Source organism: Prosthecobacter sp. (assembly GCF_044232965.1).
In the GTDB taxonomy this organism is placed as follows: domain Bacteria; phylum Verrucomicrobiota; class Verrucomicrobiia; order Verrucomicrobiales; family Verrucomicrobiaceae; genus Prosthecobacter.
The window spans coordinates 57,564-79,160 of sequence record NZ_JBIIKX010000016.1; the positions used below are offsets into that span (position 1 = coordinate 57,564).

Genomic DNA, 21,597 nt, shown 5'->3' on the forward strand with positions numbered 1-21,597 from the left:
GCATCGGCGGCGGTCATGCAGGTTCAGGTTTGGATCTCGGAGATCGTGCCGGTGCTGGAGACAAAGCGGTCCGCCTCGACGCTGAGATGCTGGAGCATGGTGACGAAGAGGTTGCAGAGCGGTTTGTTCTGCACGGTGTCGAAGCTGAGGTGCTGGCCGTGTTTCAGACCGCCGCCGGCGAGGAGGATGGGCAGGTTGGTGCAGTTGTGGATGTTCGCATCGCCGAGGTTGCTGCCGTAGAGGACCATCGTCTGGTCGAGCAGGCGTGCGCCATCGACGGCGGGTGTGGCGGCGAGCGCGGTGAGGAGATCGCGCAGATGACGCATCTGCTGGAGGTCCACCTTTTCGAGTTCGGCGAGCTTTTCCTTCGACTGGCCGTGGTGGCTGAGGTTGTGGTAGCCGTCACGGGTTCGCTGCTGCTCGTTGATTTCAAAAACAGGCGTGGCAAAACCGTCCACCATGAGCGTGATGATGCGCGTGGAGTCGGACTCAAAGGCAAGGCGGGCCATGTCGAGCATGAGTTGGATCTTGGGGAAGAACTTGGCCTTGTCGGCGATGTCCTTGGGCTCGGCGGCCTTGGTTTGCGGTTTGGGTTTTTGCTCCCATTCGCCGGAAATGGCGAGGCGCTGCTCCAGTTCGCGCACGGAGGTCAGATACTGATCGAGACGGCTTTTGTCTGTGCCGCCGAGGTTGCGTTGGAACCTGCTGATGTCATCGCGCACGGTGTCGAGGATGCTGCCGCGATCCTGGAGCCGCTTGAGCGAGGCAGCGGTCTGTTTGGCATCGCCTTGAAGGAACATTTTGCGGAACAAGGCGGCCGGGCTGTCTTCGGCGGGCAGCAGCACGCCATCGCGGGTCCACGAGAGACTGCGGTTGGCCTTGTCGATGTTCACGCCGAGGTTCAGCGTGGGAAAGCGCGTTTGCTGGCCTAGCTTTTCTGCCGCGAGCTGGTCGAGCGAGATGCTGTTGCGGAAGCCGCTGCGTGTGGGATCACGCGCGGCGGTGAGGAAGCAGTTTTCCGTGCTGTGGCCGCCTGTGACGGCAGGATGTGACAGACCGCTGAAGATGGTGAAGTCGTTTCGGAATGCCGCGAGTTCCTTCAAATAGGGCGAGAGCGTGTAGCCCGCGCCTTTGTCCCTTGGGAAGAAGTGCTGGGGCAACACACCGAGGTTGTTGGAGATGAGCAGCATTCGCTTTGGAGGCGTTTGCGATGCCGCACGGGCGTAGTTTTGCTCCAAGAGCGGCAGTCCAAGCGTGACGCCGATGCCACGGAGGAAACGACGACGTGGGAGAGTTTTGGAAACGTGAGGGGTGTTCATGACTTCTGTCCTCCAAGAAAGATTCGGCTTTGAATCAGCAAGTGAAGCAGATCGCCAACGCGATAGCCATCCGCTGCGCAAGCATCGAGCATCGCCTCGATCTCTGCACGATCTGCGAATCCCACGGGCGTGCCGGTGGCGTGGAGGGTGAGGTGTTCGAGGAGGTTTTTGGCGAGTTGACGCGGGTGGGCGGCGAGGAGGCGTTTGAGTTCGTGGATGTCGTGGAAGGTTTCGCCCGTGAGGAGTTTGCCGGCGGCATCGACGGGTTGGCCGACGAAGTAGGTGTAGGGATGGCCGGCGGGATCGATGCCGGTGATTTTTTCGCCACGCTCCATGCCGCGATAGCGATCCCGCCAGGCCCCCATGACATCGAAGTTCTCCAATGCGAAGCCGACGGGATCAAAGCGGGCATGACAGGAAGCGCAGGATTTGGATTCCGTGTGTTTCGCGAGCAAGGCGCGGATGGTGGTGGCACCGCGGATGTCCGGCTCCACGGCGGGCACGCTTTTGGGCGGTGGCGGCGGCGGCTGGCCGAGCAGTTTTTCCATGATCCACACACCACGCAGCACGGGCGAGGTGGTGGTGCCATTGGCGGTATGTTTCATCAGCGCGGCTTGCGTGATGAGTCCGCCAAAGGGGCTGCCTTTGGGCAAAGTCACGCGCTGCATGGCGGAGCCACTGACGCGTGGCAGATCATAGTGCGCGGCGAGGCGGTCGTTCACGAAAGTGAAGTCGGCGGCGATGACGCTGCTCGCGGGCAGGTTCTCGCGAATCATGGCGCGGAGGAAGGCGCGCGTCTCGTGCTCCATGGAGTCCACGAGGTAGTCGTCCTTGCGATACTCGGGATACAAACGCTCGTCCGGGATGTCGCGACGCAGTTTGCGCAGGTCGAGCCATTCTTCGGCAAAAGTGCGCACGAACTGCTCGAAGCGTGGATCCGCGATGAGGCGCTCCGTTTGCGCACGCAACACGGCCTTGTCATGCAAACGGCCGTTCTTCGCGAGTTGGGCCAGTTCGTCATCAGGGCGCGAGTTCCAGAGAAAATGCGAGAGACGGTTCGCGATGGCGAAATGAGCATCGGGAGCGCCATTTCGCGGTTCGGTGAGGTAAAGGCAGTGCGAGGAGCAAAGCAGCGCCTGATAGCCCGCGAGCATCGCATCGGCAAAAGTGGCTCCAGCGGTCATTTTGGCCTGAATGAGCTTCAAGAACGGTTGGTGGGCTTCCTCGCTCATCGGACGCAAAGCGGCCATCGCGGCAAAACGGCGATAAAGCCTTTCCGCATCGGCGGCGGTGGCTTTCGCGACATCCACCTCATCGAACAAAACGTGATGGGAAGGCGGCGGCCATGTTTTCTCGCGAATCGGGCCGGTGACTTCGAGCCACTGGATCGCGACGCCGCGATGGCCCTCCGGCGGCATCGGCGGATAATCATAGAAGAAGCCGCCATCGGTGCGGATGAAAGGCACCGGCAGGCCGAGCGGACTGTATTCGAAGGTTTCGCCTGCCTTGAGATGAATCGTCGTTTCAAACTCACGCGCCTCCGGTTGCAGATCCAACCAACCCCCGGTCTCACGCACATCGCCGGAGACATCCGGGCCGGAAGGCTGACGGGCACGGAAGCTCATCGCGATGGGTTCGTGCGCGGGAACGAGACGGAAGTCACGCACTTGCCGCACGGCACGGCCCGCAAAGCGCACGCGATACGCACCACTCTCCCTGGCTCGGAAACCACGCGGATAGCCGTAGTAAGGCCATGTCGCGGATCGGAAAAGCGCCATTTCGAGCGTGGGATCGCGACGCTGCTCCGGTGTCATGTCTTTGAGCTGCGCGTTGGTGATGGGCGCCAGGCGATTGTCCCTGGCGAAGAACATCGCCTCGCGCTCACCGAACGTTTCCAGCGTGGGAAAGAGGTCGGTGCCGGTGAAGCGCTGTGTCACCGGCGCTGCGGGTGGCTTTGGGCCTGCCATCGCTGTGCGCAGAGCGGTCTCGGTGGCTTCGAGATAGGCATCGAGCTGCACATGCGACATGTCGAGCAACGCGGAGACCTTGGTGAAACCGTGCGAATCGCGGTCCTCGGGTAGTTTGTCGCGGATGTCGAGATGCGGCAGCTTCAGCAGCACGCGCAGATTGTTCTCAAACTCGACCCGCGTGAGCCGGCGAACGGGGCCGCGGCCATTTTTCGCTGTCTCTTCCTTTGCGGCGGCGAGTAGGCTCGCGCTTAGTTGCGAGACGACGGCTTTGCGTTCCTCCGCACTGACCTTCGACTTCTCCGGCGGCGGCATCTCGCCTTTTTCGATGAGGTCAAACACGCGTGCCCATCGGCTGCGTGTGTCGGCATGGCTGAGGTCAAAAGGCAGCGCGGTGATGTCGAAGTCGCCCTTGGCGACGCTGTCGTCATGGCAGTCGATGCAATGCTTGTCGATGAAGCCGTGGATTGGGTTCGTTGCAGCGGATTTTGGAGTGGGTGATTCAAAGACGTGAACATTCGTGATGTGCAGTTCTTCAAGGCCGCTTTTCTTATCAATGTAGCCATCGATTTGATCCACCAACTGATCTCGCGTGAGCTTCCACACGACTTTTCCGGTCTTGTCGATCTCGGCCAGCACATCGCGGCCTTCGTCTGTTTTCTGCATGTGATAATCCCCGCAGGCCATGAGCAAGTTGCCATTGGTCAGACGTGACATCCCAAGCGTGTAGCGGCATTGCAGGCCGAGGTCTTCTTTCGTCCAGCAGCCGAGCTTTTGGCCTTTCGCATCCACATGCAGCAACTGGCATCCCGTCGATGTGGCGACCCACAACGAGCCATCCGCATCCTGCAACGTGGCAAAAGCCTTCTTCACGGTTGGCGATGGCTTCAGCAGCGGATCGAGCGGAATGGTCTGCAACACACGCCCCGTGCCTTTCTCCACCTTCAGCACCGTTTTGCGCCCGTATTGGCCGACCCAGAAGGCGTTCTCGCCGGACACCTCACGAATCATGCGATAGCGAAAGTGCAGCGGATCGTCCTTGAGATCGGGCAGTGGCGTCTCGCTCATCACCTTGCCGCTTTGATCGACGATGCAGATCTGATTCACGCCGCTGTCCATGAGCGCGAACTTCTTGCCGCCTTCAAGCACGGCCACGCTGTTCGCCTCCGCGCCTTTGGGGCCTGCGACGGCTTTGTGCTCCATGATGAGCTTCTTCGCCGCATCAAAAATCGCCAGCCCGCCCCGGTGCGCATACGCGATGCCGCCGTCTGGCAGCCGCGCCGCATCGTAGATGCCGCCATGGCCGGGATGCTTCAGCACAGAGAGGACTTTGCCACTCCGGTCGATCTCGATGACCTGATTGTCCGCCGCAAGCATGTAGCGCTCCTCAGCGTGAGCGAAGGCGGTGAGGAGAAGAAAGAGCAGAAGTCTCATGGTCGGATTTGGAAAGGCAGGTAGGCAGTAGAATGGGGGCAGGAGAATCAGGCCATTCTTTTGCCCCCATTCTTCTGCCTATTGGCTTGGGTTCATCACGCGAGGATCTCCTTCACGAGTTTGCCATGCACGTCGGTGAGGCGAAAATCACGGCCGGAGTAGCGGTAGGTGAGGCGCTCGTGGTCGATGCCGAGGAGGTGCAGGACGGTGGCGTGGATGTCGTGGATATCGACGGCTCCTTCGACGGGGAAGTAACCGAAGTCGTCGAGCTGACCGTGGCTGGTGCCGGGACGCAGACCAGCGCCGGCCATCCAGATGGTGAAGCCCCAGGGATGATGATCGCGGCCCGGTTTAGTGCCGCCGCCTTCGGTGTTGGGCGTGCGGCCAAACTCGGTGGCAAAGACGACGAGTGTGTCTTCGAGCAGGCCGCGGCCTTTCAAATCCTTCAAAAGGCCCGCGATGGGCCGATCAATGGCACGGGCGTTTTTGGCGTGCAGGTTCTGAAGATCGCCGTGCTGGTCCCAGCCGTTGCTGACGATCTCGATGAAGCGAACACCGCGCTCAAGCAGGCGCCGGGCGACGAGGCATTGCCGGCCAAACTCATCGGTTTCCTTGCGTTCGGTGCCCACGCCGTAGAGCGCGAGGGTGGCGGCGGTTTCCTTGGTGAGATCGGTGGCCTCAGGCACGGCATCCTGCATGACGTAGGCCTTTTCGTGGTTGGCGATGGCGGCCTCGATGATCTGATTCTGTGCGGAGGATTTCAGAAAATCGCGGTCGAGCTGCCCCACCGCCCGCATCTTGTTTTGCTGGAGCGATTTGATCTTCTCCGCCATCATGAGGTCAGACAAAGGCCGGGCTGGGTCCTGGAAAAAGGGCGAGCCTTGATGGACCGGCGGCAGGAATCCATTGGTGCGATACATGCGCTTCCGCGAGCCCATGACGACGAAACCGGGCAGGTTCTGATTTTCCGAACCGAGGCCGTAGTGCGCCCACGAGCCGACGCTGGGAAATCCCTGCAAAAGCGAGCCTCCGTGCAACATGCCGATGGCGCTCTCGTGATCGGGAGACGGCCCATGCACGGCATGGAGAAAGGTGAGATCGTCCACGCAGGAGCCGATGTGAGGGAAGAGATCGCTCACCATCTTTCCGCACTCGCCGTAGCGCTGAAAGGCGAAGGGACTGCCGAGGATGGCATTGGTGGTGCGTCCGGTGATGTCCTCTTTTTTGCCAGCGACCTGCAGCGGCTTGCCGTGATCTTGGTTGAGCCGCGGCTTGTGATCAAAGCTGTCGAGATGCGAGAGACCGCCATCGAGGAAGAACCACACGACGCGTTTTGCTTTCGGTGCCAGGTGAGGTGTGGTGATCTGCACGGGCGAGCCGAAGGAGCGGTCAGCCAGGAGCGACTGCAACGCGAGCCAGCCAAAGCCCGAGGCGCTGGTTTGCAGGAAGGATCGGCGGCTAGGTGGTGAAGGCTGCATGGCGAATCAGGGGATGTAGAGGAACTCTTTGGCGTTGATGAGGACGTGGCAAAGGTCCGCCCAGAGTCGCTGGTCCGTGCTACGCGCGGCGGGCGGCAGGGCGTAGGCCTCGGCCTGGTCATCGATGAACTCGACGAGCGACTGCACCTCGTCAGCGGAGGGCTGGCGACCGAGCGCCGTGGCAAAGAGATGCTCTATGCGCTGCTCGGTCGAGTAACCCTTGCGGAGCTTCATATCCTTCGCGGCCCAGGCGGTGGCTTGCTCGTGGACCAGAGCGCTGTTCAGCAGGAGCAGCGACTGCCCGGGCACGCTGCTGGTCTCGCGGTCGCCCTGCGTGCGGGATGGCTCCGGCGCATCAAACATGAGCATCATGTGATCGAGCGACTCGCGTCGGATGTATTGATAAACCCCACGCCGCAGCTTCGGATGGGCCACGGCAGCGCTCTCGCTTTGGTTCGCCGGACCGGTGTAGCCAAACATCGTTTGATCCAGCGTGCCAGAGACCGCGAGGATGGAATCGCGCACCGCCTCGGCCCGCAGGCGCTGCACCGGCATGTGCGAGAGGAGTCGGTTGGCTGGGTCCACTTGCTGCGCCTTGGCGGAGGCGATGCTTTGCGCCTGAAAAGCCCGGCTCGTGACGAGATGACGGATCAAGGCTTTCACCGACCAATCATGCTCGACGAGATAGGTGGCGAGGTAATCGAGCAGCTCGGGATGGCTCGGCGCTTCTCCCATCACGCCGAAGTTGTCCACGGTGGCCACGAGCCCCTGACCAAAGATCCAGCGCCACACACGATTCGCCATGACGCGAGCGGTAAGCGGATTCTGCGGCGAGGTGAGGTCGTGCGCTAGTTCCAGCCGCGCCTGCGATCCGGTGGTGTAACCTTCCGCGCCGTGGATGACCTCAAGGAAACGGCGCGGAGCCTTTTCACCCGGTGAATCTGGCGAGCCGCGACGATGCACGGGCGAATCAAAACCTGTGCCCTCCGCCACGATGGCCGAGGCACGCTGGAAACGCGGCACTGCGGATTCGTGCGCTCGATACTGCTCCGCGAGCTTTTGCACATCGCCGGGCAGTTGGGCCAATTGATTGCGCAGAGCGCCGTGTTCCAGCAGCCAGTTCAGCAACTCCACATCGTCGGCTTTCGCCGCGTTGCGGCCCCAGCGATCCAGCGCGGCATCACATTCCTTGCGCCAGTGCGCCGCGAGAGTTTCGGCGTTCCATGGCGCACTCGCAGGCGCGAGGCGAAGGGTCAGTCGCAGGTCATTCTCGGGCGCTCCTGGAGTCTGGTGCTCCACGATCTGATCAACACCGAACCATGAGCGACCAGTCGCGTCATTGACCACGAGTTGATAAGGTTTGTTGCCCTCATCGGAACGGCGGAAGTGGGCCGCATCGTCCTTGGTCAGGATCTCCAAATACGAGCGGCGTCCCTGCCAGCTCGCCTGATGCCCCACAGGCACCGTGACCCAGGTGGGAAAGCGTGAATCAAAGTGCCGCACTTTGTTGGCGTGAGCGATGTTCTCCATTTGCTGGAAGTTGTTTTGAATCAGCCGCACATGCGCCGACGAACCACCCGCGACCCGCAGGCTGACGAATTGCGTGCCGAGCGTAAAATCCACCGAGCGTGCGATGGCGCCATGCTTGCGGGTCAACCGGTCCGAACTGAGGCCCGGAGACACGAAGCGATCGACCAGCTCCTTGCCCTCCGGCATCAGTGTGAAATCGCTGCCACCGCTCCAGACCGTGCCCGGCTGCACACCCGAGAGGAACCAGCCAGCATCGCTCTCGCGAAAATCCGCCTTGGTCTTGAACTTGTTCCGGTTCCGCACCTCGCGGGCGACAGACTCACGCCGCTGCTCGGTGAGCCATGACGCGGCTGATGTTTCCAAATGGTCGTTCGCAGGCGTTTGGCTGATGCTTTTGAATAAATGCCCCGGATCAGCACGGTCCACTTTCTCCCGCAGCAAGACACGCCCCCAGAAGGTCGTCTTGTCTGGCTTGTTGCCTGGCCCGGCTTGCAGCCATGTTTGCAACGCTGTGCTCTGAGTTTGCACATCATCTTTCCATAGCGTGAGCAGGCGGTCCTTCATCTGCTGCTTGGCGGATTGCATCGCCGCGACTCCGTTGTCCTTCACCTCCGGGGCATCGATGATCACCTGGCTCTGCCGTGAGCTGGCGAGCGTGCCAAACAGTGCGTAGTAATCCGCCGTGGAAATCGCATCAAATTTGTGATCGTGGCATCGTGCGCAGGAGACCGTGAGGCCTTGGAAAGCCTTCGCCAGCGTGTCGATCTGGTTTTCCACGATCTGCGCCTCCTCCAACGCCACATCCGATGCGGTCGAGGAAACCTCCATCAGGCGCATGAAGCCCGTGCCGAGTGGTGACTCGTTGATCTTCATCGCAGCATTCAGCCGCGGCTGAAGCAGGTCGCCCGCCACATGCTCCTGCACGAAACGGTCATACGGCACATCCGCATTGAAGGCGCGGATCACATAGTCGCGGTAACGCCAGGCCTGCGGGATGGGATAATCACGCACATAGCCGCCAGTCTCGCCAAAACGCATCAGATCCAGCCAGTAAGCGGCCCAGTGCTCGCCAAACTGCGGGCTCTGGAGAAGGCGGTCGATGAGAGCTTCAGTCGGAGACAAGGTGACATAGACCTTCTCCCCATCTGATTGTCCCATTGCCGCAGCAAAAGACTCCATCTCCTCCTCCGTCGGCGGCAGGCCCACGAGGGCGAACTTCAGCCTGCGCAGCAGCGCGGCAGGCGCTGCCGGTGCGGCGGGTTCCAAGCCCTTTTCCTGCATCTTCGCCATGAGAAAGCTGTCCACCGGGTGCGCTGCCAGCTTCGGCACCGTTGGCTTTTGCACCGGCTGCCAGGCCCAGTGAGCACGGCGTTTCGCCAGTTTGGCCTGCCATTCTTCGGTGGCAGCGGCTTGCGCGCTCGGCGGATTCTCGGACAAACCCGGCAGGCCCATGCTCACCCAGCGTGTGAGATCAGCGATGACACCACCGGGCAGCTTGTCAGCTCCTTTCGGCATCTTCAGGTCCTTTGAATCGTGGCGGATGGCTTGAAGAAGCAGGCTCTTGTCGGGCTTGCTAGCGTCCACGAGCGCACCGCTCTCGCCGCCCTTTTCAAAACCGCCGCGGTAGTCCAGCCGCAGGCCGCCCTTCGTCTTTTCCGCGCTGTGGCATTCGTAGCATTGCATCACCAGCACAGGCCGGATGCGGGATTCAAAGAACGCCGTGCCATCGGGCTCCGCCGCCGTGGCAAGGATGGGCAGCGCCAGGAACGGCCCAGAAATCGAACGAATCAGTGATTTCATGCTTTTGCGTGGGCAGGGTTGAGTGCGGTCGAGGCCATCGCGCCCGCTTTTTTCACCACCGGAGCCAGTTTGACGAGACGCTCCTCCGAAAGCCGCTGGCTGGGTCCCGAGATCCACAGACTGGCGATGGCGTTTCCATCCGCGTCGAGAATGGGCGCGCCCAGGCAGTGATGCCCCTCCAGGTGCTCGCCTGCATCCACCGCCCAGCCTTGCTGCCGCACCTGTTCGAGGCATTTCAGGAAGTCCTTGCGGTTCGAAATCGTCCAAGGCTGAAAGCGCTCGAACTTCATGCCTGCGATGACTTCGTCCCGCTCCGCCTCCGGCATGAAGGCTAGCATCACCTTCCCCGGACCGCTCGTGTGCAGCGGAAAACGCGTGCCACGCTCCACGTAAAATTTGATCAGCGCCTTGCCGATCACCCGCTCAAGCACGATGCCCTCAAACCCGCTGATGATGCCGAGATGCGCAGCCTCCCCCGTCTGCTCGCTCAGCCAGCGCATCGCCGGCAGGGCGGCCTCCGCCAGCGGCACATCATCCACCACCGGCTGACACAGCGCCAGCATCTGCGCCCCGATGCTGAAGCGCTTCTCCGCATCCCGGACCACATAGCCATGTGCCACGAGCGATTGCGTGACCCGATAGACGAAATTTACCGACAAGCTGAGCCGCCCGGCGATCTCCGAGAGCGTCAACCCACCCGAAGCTGCGCCAAGGCAACGCAACACCGCTAGAGCACGATCGAGACTTGGCGTGCTGAAGCCTGAGTCTTGAATAGGAGAGGTCGTTTCACGGCGGGATGTGGCTTTGCGAGGCATTTTCTATATTTGTGTGTTTGTGTGTATATAGAAACGCGAGTCCTTCGTAACTTCTTTCGAGTCAGTTCGGCTCACTGGAGTTGATTAATCCGCCGTCATGCCAGGCCCGCAGACGAGCCCCACCCCCTCCATCGCCCCTGGATCACGGGCCTGAGGGATGCTGAAGTCCTCGCCGGGATCGAGGAGCTGGATGATGTGCCTCACCTCATAAGGGCGGGTGACGAGTCCGGTGGCGCCGGCGCTGTGCCACTGCATCATGCAGACGTGGTTCGATGTGCCAAGGATGACGGGTGCGCCTTCGGCTTCGTTGAGGAAGGCGGATTTGTCGGCGAGGATTTCCTGCGCGTTCTCGGGCTTCTGGATGTTGTAAACGCCACCGGAGCCGCAGCAGTCTTTGGCCTTTGGCGCGAGTTCCCAGCGGTAGCCAGTGGCATCAAGCACATTCGCGGGGATGCCTGCTGCCTTCTGTCCATGCACGAGGTGGCAGGGCAGATCCACATAAACTCGCGTGCCATCATCGCGACCACGCTGGCGGCGCACGGAGCTGAGTTCACCGAGGAAGCCAAGCACATCACGCACCTGTTTGCCGGGCTGCAATGTCTTGCCCAAAGCGTAACCGCAGCCGGACGAGTTGCTGACGATGGCATCGACATCGAGTGGGCCAAACGCTCGCCGATTCTGCTCGCGCAATGTTTCCACCCCATCGAGGCCGGTATGCTCTTGAAAGGCACCGCAGCAGCCTTGTTCGTCGGGAATGATCACCTGGCAGTTGTTTTCGATCAGCACGCGAACCGTGGCGAAGTTGATCTCGCGGAACGCGGCCTCCATCAGGCAACCCGTGAGGAGGGCGACCCGTGGCCCGGTGGGGCGATGTCGCTGCATGAGTTCATCCGCATACGCGGCGGTGCTTTTCAAGACAGCAGGCCGGCCCGGGAAGAGAAAGCGATGCAGGCTGATGCCTGCGCGACGCAGCAGTCGTGCGGGCAGCAGCGCGAGGTTGAACAGCAGCGGCCTCGTGACCGCCAGGGCGGCAAGCCGAAGTTGCAGCCTGGGTTTGAAACGATTCGTGACGACGTGCTCGTGGCGCGTATGCTCAAAAATGGAGCCGTAAGGCACCATGGCCGGGCATGCCGTCTCACAGGCGAGACAGCCGACGCACTCGGCGGTGTAAAAATCCGTCCACTCGTCCCGGGGCAGTCGTCCTGCCGCCTCCTCGCTCCACAGGCGCAAACGGCCACGTGGCGAGTTGTTTTCATCGCCCGTGAGCTTGTAGGTTGGGCACACCGCGAGGCAGAAGCCGCAGTGGGTGCAGTTTGAGAAGTAGTCTGGCGAGGAAACTGGTGTCATGAGGTGGAGGAGTCGTGGATGGCTTGCTCCAAGGTCTGAATCCATGCGGACTCGGTGATCGTGGGAGGCATGGCGGGCAGCCAACGCGAGTGCCAGTCACCGCCGATGGCGTGAAGTTCGTGGGCGACCTTCTGCACGAGCGCGTGGATGCGCTCGGCCTGATCCTCGCCCGGCTTCAGGTGGAGATGAAGCACTCCGCTGTAGCACAGCGCGATGCTTCGTTCGACTTCCTTTGAAAGCGCCGCCGCGAGTTCCGGCAGCCGGTCCGTCGTGGTCTTCAGCACCAGGTCGGGCAATCCATCGAGAGGCGGAGGCGCATGATGTTGCAGAGTGAGGTGTGCATGGCTCGAAGAAGCGATGAGTTCGAGCTGACGGGCGAAAATCTCGGCTTCCTCCGGCACGCAATGCACCAACACGCGCACCTTCGAGGCTGTGCCTTCGGTGATGAAGTCCACCGCATCCCACCAATGCATCCAGCCGCTGTGCAGGAGTTTGGAGACACAGCTTTGCAGAGCTTTGTGACAGCCTTCGAAGAGAGCGATCGCGGTAAAGCCGCAATCGGGGCGCAAACGAACCACATAGTCCACCGCCTCGCCGAAGCGGGTGCCGCTATGCAGCAGAAAGCGCAGCCAATCATAGCCGGTCGTGGTTTTGACGACACGTTCGCCGATGCGCGCGATGCGTCCGCTCGGCAGCCTCCAGTTCATGCCGAGGATGTTGTCGCAATACGGCCCAAAACGGCACGAGGCAGGCACATGAGTGGTGGCGGCGATTTGATCCTTCATTGGGAGGCTTTGATCGAGAAGCAGTGGAAAGCGGAGACGATGCGCCCGGGCTTGTGCAGTCATGTCTGCGGCCGTGGCGCTGGCGGGAAGGCAGAGGGTGCCGTCCACCTCATCCAGGAAAGGAACAAAGAGCCGCTCGCTCAGCATGGGAGGGAAGACGTTCATGCGGTGAAGCGGCGGTTGTCGAAAACCTTGAGCGGATTCATTTGATGCGCGGGGTTGAAGGCGTGTGGCACGGCAAGCTGCAACCGCATGGAGTCTGGGCCGAATACCAGCGGCATGTAGGAGGACTTGTCATTGCCGATGCCATGCTCCCCGCTCAGCGTGCCGCCGACCTCGATGACGCGCTGCATGAGGCGCTTGCTGATGAGTTCCACTTTCTCCAGTTCACCAGGCACCCTTGAGTCGAAGAGGAAATTCGGATGCAAATTGCCATCTCCTGCGTGGAAGACATTCACGGCGCGGATGCCAGCCGCATCGGCTTCGTCATACACAAGCTGGAGCACTTCAGCCAGCGCCCGTTTTGGAATCACCGCATCCTGCACGACGTAAGCAGGGCTCAACTGGCCGAGCAGACCGCCCGAGGCTTTGCGGGCCTTCCAGAGCTTCTTTCGAATATCATCTTCATCGCTAAACATCACGTCCTGCGATCCGGCTTGGCACAAAATCTCTGCCACCGGCTCCACCCGTGCGTTCACAAGCGCCGCCGGACCGTCAATCTCCACCAGCAGCATGAAGGAACCCTCTGGCAAGCCGCATGCCATCTGGCTGCTTTCCACCATCGCCACACCACGCGGATCGAGCATCTCGATGGCCGCCGGATACGAAGGATGAGCCACCAGCGCATGAATCGCCGCCTCAGTGGACTTTAAATCGGGATAGGTCGCGCGAAAGGTCCACACTTTCTCCGGCAGTGGAAGCAGCCGCAGCCAAAAACGAGTGAAGGCCGCCAGAGTGCCTTCGGAGCCTATCATGAAGCGTTTCCAATCCTCCCGCCAAGGACCGCGACCACCCGCTGGACCGCCAAAACGATGCACGCTGCCATCCAGCATCACCGCCTCGACTCCGAGCACGTAGTTGCTCGTCACGCCGTAGCGAAAGCAGTGCGCACCACCCGCGTTCGACGCCACATTGCCCCCGAGTGTGCAGACCGGACCACTCGATGGATCAGGCGGATAAAACACGCCATGCGGTTTCAGCGCAGCATCGAGATCATTGAGCCCCACACCGCATTCGACCTCACACCAGAACCCGTCCGTGTTGATCTCCCGAATCTTCTTCAATGCCGATGTGTGAACGATCACGCCACCCTGCGCCGCCACCGGCCCGCCCGAAAGCGACGTGCCCGCTCCACGCATCACCACCGGCACACTCAGCGCCCTCGCGCCTTGCATGAAGCCTGCGAGTTCCTCGGCATCCGAAGGAATCACCACGGCATCCGGCAGGTAGTTTTTGTAACCCAAGCCATCCGCGCCATAGCCCGCAAGCTGCGCAGCCGAGGTCAACACACGCCCGCGCGGCAGCAACGCTTTGAGTTGTTGTTCGAGAGAATCTTTCACAGGTGAGGTCATTGAATTATCATGCCACCCCCGCGAACGCTCGCGCCACCTGACGTGATTCACCGAGTCCGGCGATACCCAGTTCCACCACATCACCAGGTTTTAGGAAGACAGGCTCAGGTTTCAAACCAAGCCCCACGCCCGGTGGAGTGCCCGTGCTGATCACATCACCGGGCAGCAGCGTCATGAACTGGCTGATGTAGCTCACCAGCTTCGGCACACCGAAAATCATCTGCGCTGTGTTGCTGTTCTGCCGTGTCACACCATTCACCTTCAACCACAGCGGCAGGCTATGCGGGTCAGGAATCTCATCCGCTGTCGCTAGGAAAGGCCCCAGTGGCGCAAAGGTGTCGCAACTCTTGCCCTTCACCCATTGACCGCCGCGCTCAAGCTGCCACTCGCGCTCGCTATAATCGTTATGCAGCGCGTAGCCAGCCACATGCTGCATTGCATCTGCCTCGCTGACATACTGTGCCTTTTTGCCGATGATGATCGCCAGCTCCACTTCCCAGTCTGTTTTATGCGAGCCTTTCGGGATGACCACATCATCGTTTGGTCCCACGATGGACGACGTGCTCTTGAAAAACAAGATCGGCTCCGCAGGGATCGGCATTCCCGATTCCTTCGCATGATCCGTGTAGTTCAGCCCCACGCACACGATCTTGCTCGGTCGTGCAATACAAGGCCCCAGCCGCACGCTCGCATCCACCGTCGGAGCCATGGCCGCATTAGCCTTCACCCAAGCCGCCAGTCGCTCCAGCCCATCACCGCCAAAGAATTCCTCATCGTAATCCGAGCCAAACCCCGAGACATTAATGCGGCGTCCATCGTCCAGGAGGACACCGGGTTTTTCGTGGTCAGGTGAGCCGAAGCGGATGAGTTTCATAGACGGGCAAAAGGGTTAGAGGTAGGAGGTCATACCAGTTACGCTTTGAAGCAAGAACATCTGTCTGATTTTCCGCACGTGTATGGCGAAGCTCAAGGATGCCGTGTTCGGGAGGCTGCGTGGATGCTTTCTGGAGTTTCATCAGACTACAGTAGCACCGCGAGTGCGAGCATGCCGGGGACAAGCCAACGTGAGTGTTAGCAACCGGTGGAGGGCTCTAGTGCGTTTTGGCATTTCGAAGGTCCGCCACGAGACTGGGGACTCTCTTTTCGAGATCAACCGAGTCCTTGGGTCGGCCCCCCACCACGCAAATTCCATGCAAACGCAATTTTTTCGTGTCCCACTTTTTTTGATGAGTCCCTCCGCTGATGAGCGCTGGCTGCCGCAAGCTGGCGCAGAGGAATGCACGGAGACGCATGCTGCGCCGGGCGCGCGGATGCTCCAAGTGTAAAGTTGGTGCTCCAAATGTCCCACTTCCGCGCCGTGGCCGTGAGTTGACTCGGGTCCCGAGAGCATGAACGAACTCCCTGCCCAACTCGCCCACAAGCTCCTCCAGCGTGACCTCGCCAACCTCGCCCGGCGGGTGCAGCAGGGCGACCCGATCAGCCGTTCCGAGCGCTCCCTGCTCCAACGCATGACCGCCACCCCTGCGGAGGCGGAAGCGGGGCCTGCCGTGGCCGCCAGCTTCGTGGAGCTTGCGGCCATCCTCGGCGTGACCCGGCGCACCTTGCAGCGCTGGCGGGGCATTGTGGCGAGGAGGAAGCCGCGCTGCGGCTGCGGCGCTTGCAGGCGCAAACCGATGAGCGTGAGATGCGGCTGGCGGAGTTCCGCGCGGCGCATGTGTCCGTGGCCGATGTGCGGGCGGAATGGGGGCGAGTCACGGCGCGGGCGACAAGGGTGCTGCGGCAGAAGTTCGAGGAGGAACTGCCGGTGATGCTGGTCGGGCGCAGTGCTGCGGAGATTCAGGAGCTCAACATGCGGGCGATTGATCAGGCGCTGGACACGCTGCACCGCGGAGGGTGAGCCGAGGCCTTCCGGAGGCTGCGGGCATGCCTGGCAGCCATCCACACGCCCCTGCGGCCACGCGATTTGAACCCGCACAAGCGGCTTCAATCATATGGCAAACGCGGCGTTTGGGCTAAGATTGCCAATCGAATCTACTTTGCCCCATGCGCCCGAAACACTTCCTCCTCGCTTAAAAAACGAAGACCGGTGTTGATGAGCCTCAACACCGGTCTCCAACAGTCTCAGTCATGCGGCATCAATGCCCGTGAACGTCGCACTTTTCGGCTTCGGGCTCGGTTTCTTCGACGGTGGCGTTGTCCTTGAGGAACTCCATGGCTTCCTGGAGGAGCAGGTCGCCGCGCACGTTGTCGATGAGGCCGCTCTTCTGCGCCTCGGCCATGAATTTCTTCGCCGGCACCTTCTGGCGCTCGGCGAGCTGGGCGAGGGCCATGGCGATCTTCTGGCCGGGAACTTCGAGAGCTTCCTTCTTGGCGATTTGCTCGAGGATGAAGCTGACTTTGACGTTCTGGCGGGCCTGGTTGGTGGCGCTGTTGAGGATCTCGTCCTGCTGCTTCATGAGCTCTTCCTCGCCGATGCCCTGCTGCATGGCGCGCATGGCGATCTCATTCGTGCGGCGCTGGGCCTCGCGGTTCACGACTTCCTGCGGCAGCTCAAATTCCACCTTTTCAAAGAGGTGGGCGATGACCTGATTGGACTTGGCGACGTCGCGGGCCTGCTCCTTGCGGCGGCGGATGGCGTCGCGCACTTCGTCGCGCAGCGTTTCGAGGGTCATTTCCTCGCCACCGATCTTCTTGATGAATTCCTCAGTGAGTTCTGGCACGGACTTGTTCTTCACGCCGTGGCATTTGGCAGCCAGGGCGATGGTTTTGCCACGCAGGGCTTCAAAGTTGAAGTCGTCAGCCAGGGTGATGTTGAGCGTGCGCTCATCGTCCTTGGCGATGCCGACCAAACCAGCGTAGAAGCCGGGGAGGAAATCGTCCTCCTCGGCGAGGAGGAACCAGTTTTCCTTCATCTCCTTCAGGTGCGCCGGGGCTTCGGGCATGGCCTCGCCAAGCGGCTGGCCATCGAGGCTGCCTGTGACGGTGAGGACGACGACATCGCCATTTGCGGCGGCACGCTCCACGTCTTCGTAGGTGGCCTGGTTTTCGCGCAGGTGGAGGAGATCGTGGTCCACATCGGCGTCGGTGACCTCGATGCGCGGCAGCTTGACCGGGATGCCTTTGTACTCAGGCAGCTCAAACTTCGGCGCGAGGCTCATCTCGATGGTGAAGCTGAAGCTCTTGTCCGTGTCGTGATACATCTTGTCGTTCACGGCCAGGACGTTCAGCAGCTCGAGTCCTTCGCTCTTCACAGCCTGGCGCAGGCCTTCGCTGATGAGCTTCTTTTCGAGCTCGTCCTTCACTTCGCTCTCATAGCGCTTGGCGACGATGCTCTTCGGCGTTTTGCCGGGGCGATAGCCGGGGAGGCGCACCATGCTGGCGAAATAGGTGATGATCTCGTCACGCTCCTTGCCGACCTGGTCGGCGGGAACGCGGACGTGGGCGACGGCGCGGCAGTTGGGCTGGTGTTCGACGTTGATGTTCATGGGGGAAATGGGGCTGTGGGCGGGTCCAGCGGGGCTGCAAACCGGTCGCCGGGGTCGGGGGGCGGGCATGCTAGGGCAACTTCCCGGTTTGACAACCCCGGAAAACCCGGTTCTTCCCCACATGCGCTTGTTCCAACGATTTGAGGTCTGGCTGCTGCTCATCGCGGGCGGCATCGCCGTGTGGTGGTCTTTTCAGTCCGACGCCCCTGGGGACGAGGGCGGTCCCGTGGCCGAAATGAACGCCGATGCCCCATTGCAGCTCCGCCGCTGTACGCTGGAGCGTGATTTCGGCAATGCCCGGCTCGATCTTGAAATCCGCTACAAAAACACCAGTCCGCGCCCGCTCTTCATGCAGCCGCCGGATGTGCGCCTGATCAATGCCGCCGGCAAGGACGTGCCGCCCTTCATCCTGCCCCTCGAGCGCCCTGCCAGTGTCGAAGCCCAGACCACCTCCGACATCCGCCTGCGCTTCTGGCTGGAAAAAGCCGACCTCGCCGGTCCGCTGACCCTGGAAATTCGCGGTCAGAAGCTGGAGGTAAAAAACAGCACGCCGCTCGACTTGGAAAAGCTGGAGAACAAAAAGCCGAAAGTGTGGACGAGCGCGGCGTGGGGGCTGTGATCACATCACGCCTTCAAAATCACCCACGTCGCACCCCAGGAGCCGCTCGCTTCATCGGCGGGCCAGATCCATTGCTGTACTTCGGGCAAAGTCGCGAGCAGGTGATGCACACCGGTCCGCAAGGTGCCGCTGCCTTTGCCGTGGATGATGCGGACGCGGAGAAGGCCGCGTTTGCGGCATTCGGCGAAGTATTCGGGCAGGAGGCTGCTGACCTCGCCTGGACGGAAGGTGTGCAGATCAAGTTCCGGGCCGATGGGGTGCTCCACCAGCTCGGGGATCGCGTCGTCATCGGACTCAGGCATGAATGGAGTGTGTGTTTGGGCAAGGGCGTCGTCCAGTGGCAACATCCTTGCCTGTCGCCGCTCAAATTTGCCTCTCTGTGGCAAATCGGCATGTGGCAAAGCTTGTGATCCAAGCTGCCGCGTCTAGCGTGCGTGAAGCGTTTCCCAAGGAGTTTGTTTTGCTTTCCCACCTACGAGCCTGGTTCCAGCAACTGCGTGACATCGCGCTTGAGGGAAAGGCGTCGCTGCAATCCGTCGTCGTGGAGAGCGCGCTGGACCCGTTTCCGCTGCGGCGGACGCTGCTGGGCTATGGAAAGCGCAGCTTCATGGCCGATCTGCGCGCAGGGGCGAGCGTGGCGCTGCTCGACATCCCGCAGGGCATGGCCTACGCGCTGATCGCCGGGCTGCCGCTGCAATACGGCATCACCTGCTCCGCCATCGCGGCGCTGGTGGGACCGCTGCTGGCCTCCTCACGCCACACGATCTTCGGGCCGACGAATGCGACGGCGTTCATGGTCTTCTCGTATTTCGCGGCTTATCCCAACATGGACCGGATCGGCATGATGCCGCTGCTGGTGTTCATGACGGCGGCGCTGCTGATCGCGGGGGCGTTTTTGCGGGTGGCGGAACTCACCCAGTTCATCAGCCGCACGGTGGTGGTGGCGTATGTGACCGGTGCTTCGATTCTGATCGCGGTGAACCAGCTTCCGGTGCTGCTGGGCATTCCAGCGGAGGTCTTGCAGGCCAGTGGAAAGCTGGTCATCACCTTCCCCGGCCATGTTCACCGCATTCTCACGCATCTGGATCATGCAGGCTGGCTCAGCATCACGTTTTCTGTGCTCACCCTGGCCAGCTTTCTCAGCATGAAGCGCTGGCTGCCGCGCTGGCCGGCCTTTGCGGTCACGATCGTTGTCATCTCCGTGCTCGCGCTGATTCCGGCGGCTTTCGGGCTGCATGTGCCGACTTTCAGCAACGCCACCTTCACCTGGAGCGAGCTGCTGCCGCCGTTTCCTGATTTCATGTCCACCGGAGCGCTGGCCAATGCCAGCCGCTTGTTCGGACTCGCCGCGGCGCTGGCCTTCCTCGCCACGCTGGAAAACAGCGCCATGTCCAAGACTCTGGCGAGCCGCTCCAATCAACGTGTGGACCCGAACCAGGACATGCTGGCGCTGGGCGCGTCGAACCTTGCCTGCGCCTACCTCAGCGGCATGTCCGCCTCGTGCTCTCTCACGCGCTCCGCTTTGAACTATGCCTCGGGCGCGCGCACCGGCCTGGCAAGCATGTGGAACGGCCTGTGCTGCCTGATTGGAGCGCTGACCCTCGGCGGTGCCGTGGCTTACATCCCGCGGGCGGCTCTGGCCACGCTGGTCATTTGCGTGGCTGTTTCGCTCTTCAACAAGCGGCACATCCGCATCTCCATCCATGCCACGCGCTCGGACGCGCTGGTGTTTGTCATCACGCTGCTCGCCACGCTGATGCTGCCGCTGCACGTCGCCATTTTCGTCGGCATCGGTGTTTCCATCGTGCTGTATCTGCGGAAAGCCAGCCGCCCCTCGCTGGTCGAATACGAGTTCAACGAGGAAGGCCACCTCACCGAGGCGCGCGAGGGCGCGCGCCAGCATCCGGCGATCTCGATTGTGCATGTCGAGGGCGACCTGTTCTTCGCCTCCGCCGACCTGTTCCGCACGCAGATCCAACGCTCGTGTGTCGATCCCAGCCTGCGCATCATCATCCTGCGGCTCAAGAACGCCCGTCATCTCGACGCCACCTGCGCCATGGCCATTGAGGAGCTCGTGCGCACGCTGCGCATGGACGGGCGCGATCTCATCATCAGCGGCGTAGTGAAGGATCTATACCGCGTGTTGAAGGATTCCGGCCTGGTGGAGGTCGTGGGCAAGGACAACATCTTCCCCGCCAGCCCCTCGAACCCCAACCTCGCCACGCGCAATGCCCTGCGGCGCGCCCAGGAAATCCTCGGCATCAAGGACGCCGACGTGCGCATCTATTTCGATCCGTCCAAGCAGGACAAAACGTAACTCTTCCCCAATGAAATGGTCCTTCCGCATCTTCACCTTCGCCGGCACCGAGGTGCGCATCCACGTCACCTTTTTTCTGCTGCTGCTGTTTGTCGCCAGCCAGGGCCTCATGAGCGGCCAGGGCATGGCCGTGGCGCTGGAGTCGATGCTGTTCATCGTGACGATGTTCGCCTGCGTGGTGCTGCATGAGTTCGGGCATGTGCTGGCCGCGCGCGGTTACGGCATCCGCACGCCGGACATCACGCTGCTGCCCATCGGCGGCGTCGCGCGGCTGGAGCGCATGCCGCGCAAGCCCTCGCAGGAGTTTGTCGTCGCCATCTGCGGGCCGTTGGTGAATGTGATCATCGCAGCCGCGATCTTTCTCGGGCTCGGCATCAACGCAGAGTTCAATCCCGGCTACGACTTTCTCAAAACGGGACACTTCTTCCAGAAGCTCATGGTGTGGAATGTCTTCATGGTGGTCTTCAACCTAATCCCGGCGTTTCCCATGGATGGCGGCCGTGTGCTGCGCGCCTTGCTCGCATGGTTCCTCGACTACGGCAAGGCCACACGCCTGGCGGCCTCCATCGGCCAGGGCATCGCCATGCTGGTGGGCATCGCCATGCTGCTGAACAAAGTCGAATTTCATCCGATGCTGCTGCTCATCTGCTTCTTCATCTTCATGGCGGCCGGTCAGGAGGCCGCCAGTGTCACGCAGCAGGAGGCCACGCGTGATCTGCGTGTGAAGGATGCCATGCTCACCGATTTCCGCACGCTGCCGCCCCAGGCAACGCTGCGGGATGGCGTCACACTGCTGCTCGCCGGCACACAGCAGGATTTCCCGGTGCTGAACCTGCAAGGCGGCATCCAGGGCATGCTCACGAGGCATGACCTCATCTCCGCGCTGGCGGAAAAGGGACCCGCGCATCCCGTGATCGACGTCATGCGCCGCTGCCCGGATGCCACTGGACCAGCCATTGATCTCACCCAGGCTCTCGATGCGCTCGGCGCGAGCGACTGCCCCGCTCTTCCTGTCATTGATCCGCTCAGCGGCGAGCTCGTCGGCCTGCTCACCGCTGAAAATATCGGCGAGACGCTCATGGTGCGCGCGGCACTGATGAAGATGCGCACAACCTCCTGACCCCTCCGGG

15 protein-coding genes are annotated in these 21,597 nt (G+C 61.6%); 4 read left to right on the plus strand and 11 right to left on the minus strand.

All coding sequences use genetic code 11. The features are described 5' to 3' along the window. Positions 1-23: 23 nt before the first annotated feature. The 9 genes from ACILSI_RS09225 to ACILSI_RS09265 all read right to left on the minus strand — a co-directional run bounded on the left by ACILSI_RS09225 (position 24) and on the right by ACILSI_RS09265 (position 14,920). Positions 24-1,319: a DUF1552 domain-containing protein gene (locus tag ACILSI_RS09225; RefSeq protein WP_395721581.1), complete on the minus strand. Its 1,296-nt coding sequence runs from the start codon at positions 1,317-1,319 to the stop codon at positions 24-26. Then, positions 1,316-4,720 carry a DUF1592 domain-containing protein gene (locus tag ACILSI_RS09230; RefSeq protein WP_395721582.1) on the minus strand — a complete coding sequence of 1,135 codons (3,405 nt, stop codon included), beginning with the start codon at positions 4,718-4,720 and terminating at the stop codon, positions 1,316-1,318. The genes ACILSI_RS09225 and ACILSI_RS09230 overlap by 4 nt, the downstream gene beginning before the upstream one ends. Positions 4,721-4,815: 95 nt before the next feature. Then, complete coding sequence (locus ACILSI_RS09235; RefSeq protein ID WP_395721583.1) at positions 4,816-6,198, minus strand: DUF1501 domain-containing protein; 1,383 nt, start codon at positions 6,196-6,198, stop codon at positions 4,816-4,818. A gap of 6 nt (positions 6,199-6,204) precedes the next feature. After that, positions 6,205-9,528 (minus strand): PSD1 and planctomycete cytochrome C domain-containing protein, encoded by a 3,324-nt coding sequence (locus tag ACILSI_RS09240; RefSeq protein ID WP_395721584.1) that lies wholly within the window; start codon positions 9,526-9,528, stop codon positions 6,205-6,207. Beyond that, complete coding sequence (locus tag ACILSI_RS09245; RefSeq protein WP_395721585.1) at positions 9,525-10,343, minus strand: IclR family transcriptional regulator; 819 nt, start codon at positions 10,341-10,343, stop codon at positions 9,525-9,527. The genes ACILSI_RS09240 and ACILSI_RS09245 overlap by 4 nt, the downstream gene beginning before the upstream one ends. An 84-nt stretch (positions 10,344-10,427) precedes the next feature. Further along, positions 10,428-11,690: a (Fe-S)-binding protein gene (locus ACILSI_RS09250; RefSeq protein ID WP_395721586.1), complete on the minus strand. Its 1,263-nt coding sequence runs from the start codon at positions 11,688-11,690 to the stop codon at positions 10,428-10,430. Continuing rightward, positions 11,687-12,640, minus strand: coding sequence for an FAD-binding oxidoreductase (locus ACILSI_RS09255; RefSeq protein WP_395721587.1), 954 nt, complete (start codon positions 12,638-12,640; stop codon positions 11,687-11,689). Before ACILSI_RS09255 ends, ACILSI_RS09250 begins: the two co-directional genes overlap by 4 nt. Then, on the minus strand, positions 12,637-14,034 hold the full coding sequence (locus tag ACILSI_RS09260) for an FAD-binding oxidoreductase (RefSeq protein ID WP_395721588.1): 1,398 nt from the start codon (positions 14,032-14,034) through the stop codon (positions 12,637-12,639). The genes ACILSI_RS09255 and ACILSI_RS09260 overlap by 4 nt, the downstream gene beginning before the upstream one ends. Positions 14,035-14,053: 19 nt before the next feature. Beyond that, positions 14,054-14,920 (minus strand): fumarylacetoacetate hydrolase family protein, encoded by an 867-nt coding sequence (locus ACILSI_RS09265; protein ID WP_395721589.1) that lies wholly within the window; start codon positions 14,918-14,920, stop codon positions 14,054-14,056. A gap of 783 nt (positions 14,921-15,703) precedes the next feature. Here ACILSI_RS09265 and ACILSI_RS09270 point away from each other — a divergent pair. Beyond that, positions 15,704-15,943: a hypothetical protein gene (locus ACILSI_RS09270; RefSeq protein ID WP_395721590.1), complete on the plus strand. Its 240-nt coding sequence runs from the start codon at positions 15,704-15,706 to the stop codon at positions 15,941-15,943. Positions 15,944-16,181: 238 nt separating this feature from the next. Here ACILSI_RS09270 and tig read toward each other — a convergent pair whose 3' ends face one another. Then, positions 16,182-17,531 carry a trigger factor gene (gene tig, locus ACILSI_RS09275; RefSeq protein ID WP_395721591.1) on the minus strand — a complete coding sequence of 450 codons (1,350 nt, stop codon included), beginning with the start codon at positions 17,529-17,531 and terminating at the stop codon, positions 16,182-16,184. A 121-nt stretch (positions 17,532-17,652) separates the two neighbouring features. Between tig and ACILSI_RS09280 the strand changes: the two genes are divergently transcribed. After that, on the plus strand, positions 17,653-18,150 hold the full coding sequence (locus tag ACILSI_RS09280; RefSeq protein ID WP_395721592.1) for a hypothetical protein: 498 nt from the start codon (positions 17,653-17,655) through the stop codon (positions 18,148-18,150). Positions 18,151-18,155: 5 nt separating this feature from the next. Here the strand turns inward: ACILSI_RS09280 and ACILSI_RS09285 are convergent, their stop codons facing one another. Continuing rightward, a complete protein-coding gene (locus ACILSI_RS09285; RefSeq protein ID WP_395721593.1) occupies positions 18,156-18,452 on the minus strand; it encodes a Smr/MutS family protein in 297 nt (98 codons plus the stop codon). Between the two features lie 128 nt (positions 18,453-18,580). Between ACILSI_RS09285 and ACILSI_RS09290 the strand changes: the two genes are divergently transcribed. Next, the gene (locus ACILSI_RS09290) at positions 18,581-20,467 is read left to right on the plus strand and encodes a SulP family inorganic anion transporter (RefSeq protein ID WP_395721594.1); all 1,887 of its coding nucleotides are present in this window, start codon (positions 18,581-18,583) and stop codon (positions 20,465-20,467) included. Between the two features lie 10 nt (positions 20,468-20,477). Continuing rightward, positions 20,478-21,587, plus strand: a complete 1,110-nt coding sequence (locus ACILSI_RS09295; RefSeq protein WP_395721595.1) for a site-2 protease family protein — start codon at positions 20,478-20,480, stop codon at positions 21,585-21,587. The last annotated feature ends 10 nt before the right edge of the window (positions 21,588-21,597 follow it).

Bases quoted from the DNA above. Each gene is read 5' to 3' on its own strand.
- ACILSI_RS09295 (WP_395721595.1), top strand. From the start codon at position 20,478: ATGAAATGGTCCTTCCGCATCTTCACCTTCGCCGGCACCGAGGTGCGC.
- ACILSI_RS09255 (WP_395721587.1), bottom strand. From the start codon at position 12,640: ATGAACGTCTTCCCTCCCATGCTGAGCGAGCGGCTCTTTGTTCCTTTC.
- ACILSI_RS09235 (WP_395721583.1), bottom strand. From the start codon at position 6,198: ATGCAGCCTTCACCACCTAGCCGCCGATCCTTCCTGCAAACCAGCGCC.
- ACILSI_RS09280 (WP_395721592.1), top strand. From the start codon at position 17,653: ATGCGCTTGTTCCAACGATTTGAGGTCTGGCTGCTGCTCATCGCGGGC.
- tig (WP_395721591.1), bottom strand. From the start codon at position 17,531: ATGAACATCAACGTCGAACACCAGCCCAACTGCCGCGCCGTCGCCCAC.
- ACILSI_RS09230 (WP_395721582.1), bottom strand. From the start codon at position 4,720: ATGAGACTTCTGCTCTTTCTTCTCCTCACCGCCTTCGCTCACGCTGAG.
- ACILSI_RS09285 (WP_395721593.1), bottom strand. From the start codon at position 18,452: ATGCCTGAGTCCGATGACGACGCGATCCCCGAGCTGGTGGAGCACCCC.
- ACILSI_RS09240 (WP_395721584.1), bottom strand. From the start codon at position 9,528: ATGAAATCACTGATTCGTTCGATTTCTGGGCCGTTCCTGGCGCTGCCC.
- ACILSI_RS09245 (WP_395721585.1), bottom strand. From the start codon at position 10,343: ATGCCTCGCAAAGCCACATCCCGCCGTGAAACGACCTCTCCTATTCAA.
- ACILSI_RS09265 (WP_395721589.1), bottom strand. From the start codon at position 14,920: ATGAAACTCATCCGCTTCGGCTCACCTGACCACGAAAAACCCGGTGTC.
- ACILSI_RS09250 (WP_395721586.1), bottom strand. From the start codon at position 11,690: ATGACACCAGTTTCCTCGCCAGACTACTTCTCAAACTGCACCCACTGC.
- ACILSI_RS09225 (WP_395721581.1), bottom strand. From the start codon at position 1,319: ATGAACACCCCTCACGTTTCCAAAACTCTCCCACGTCGTCGTTTCCTC.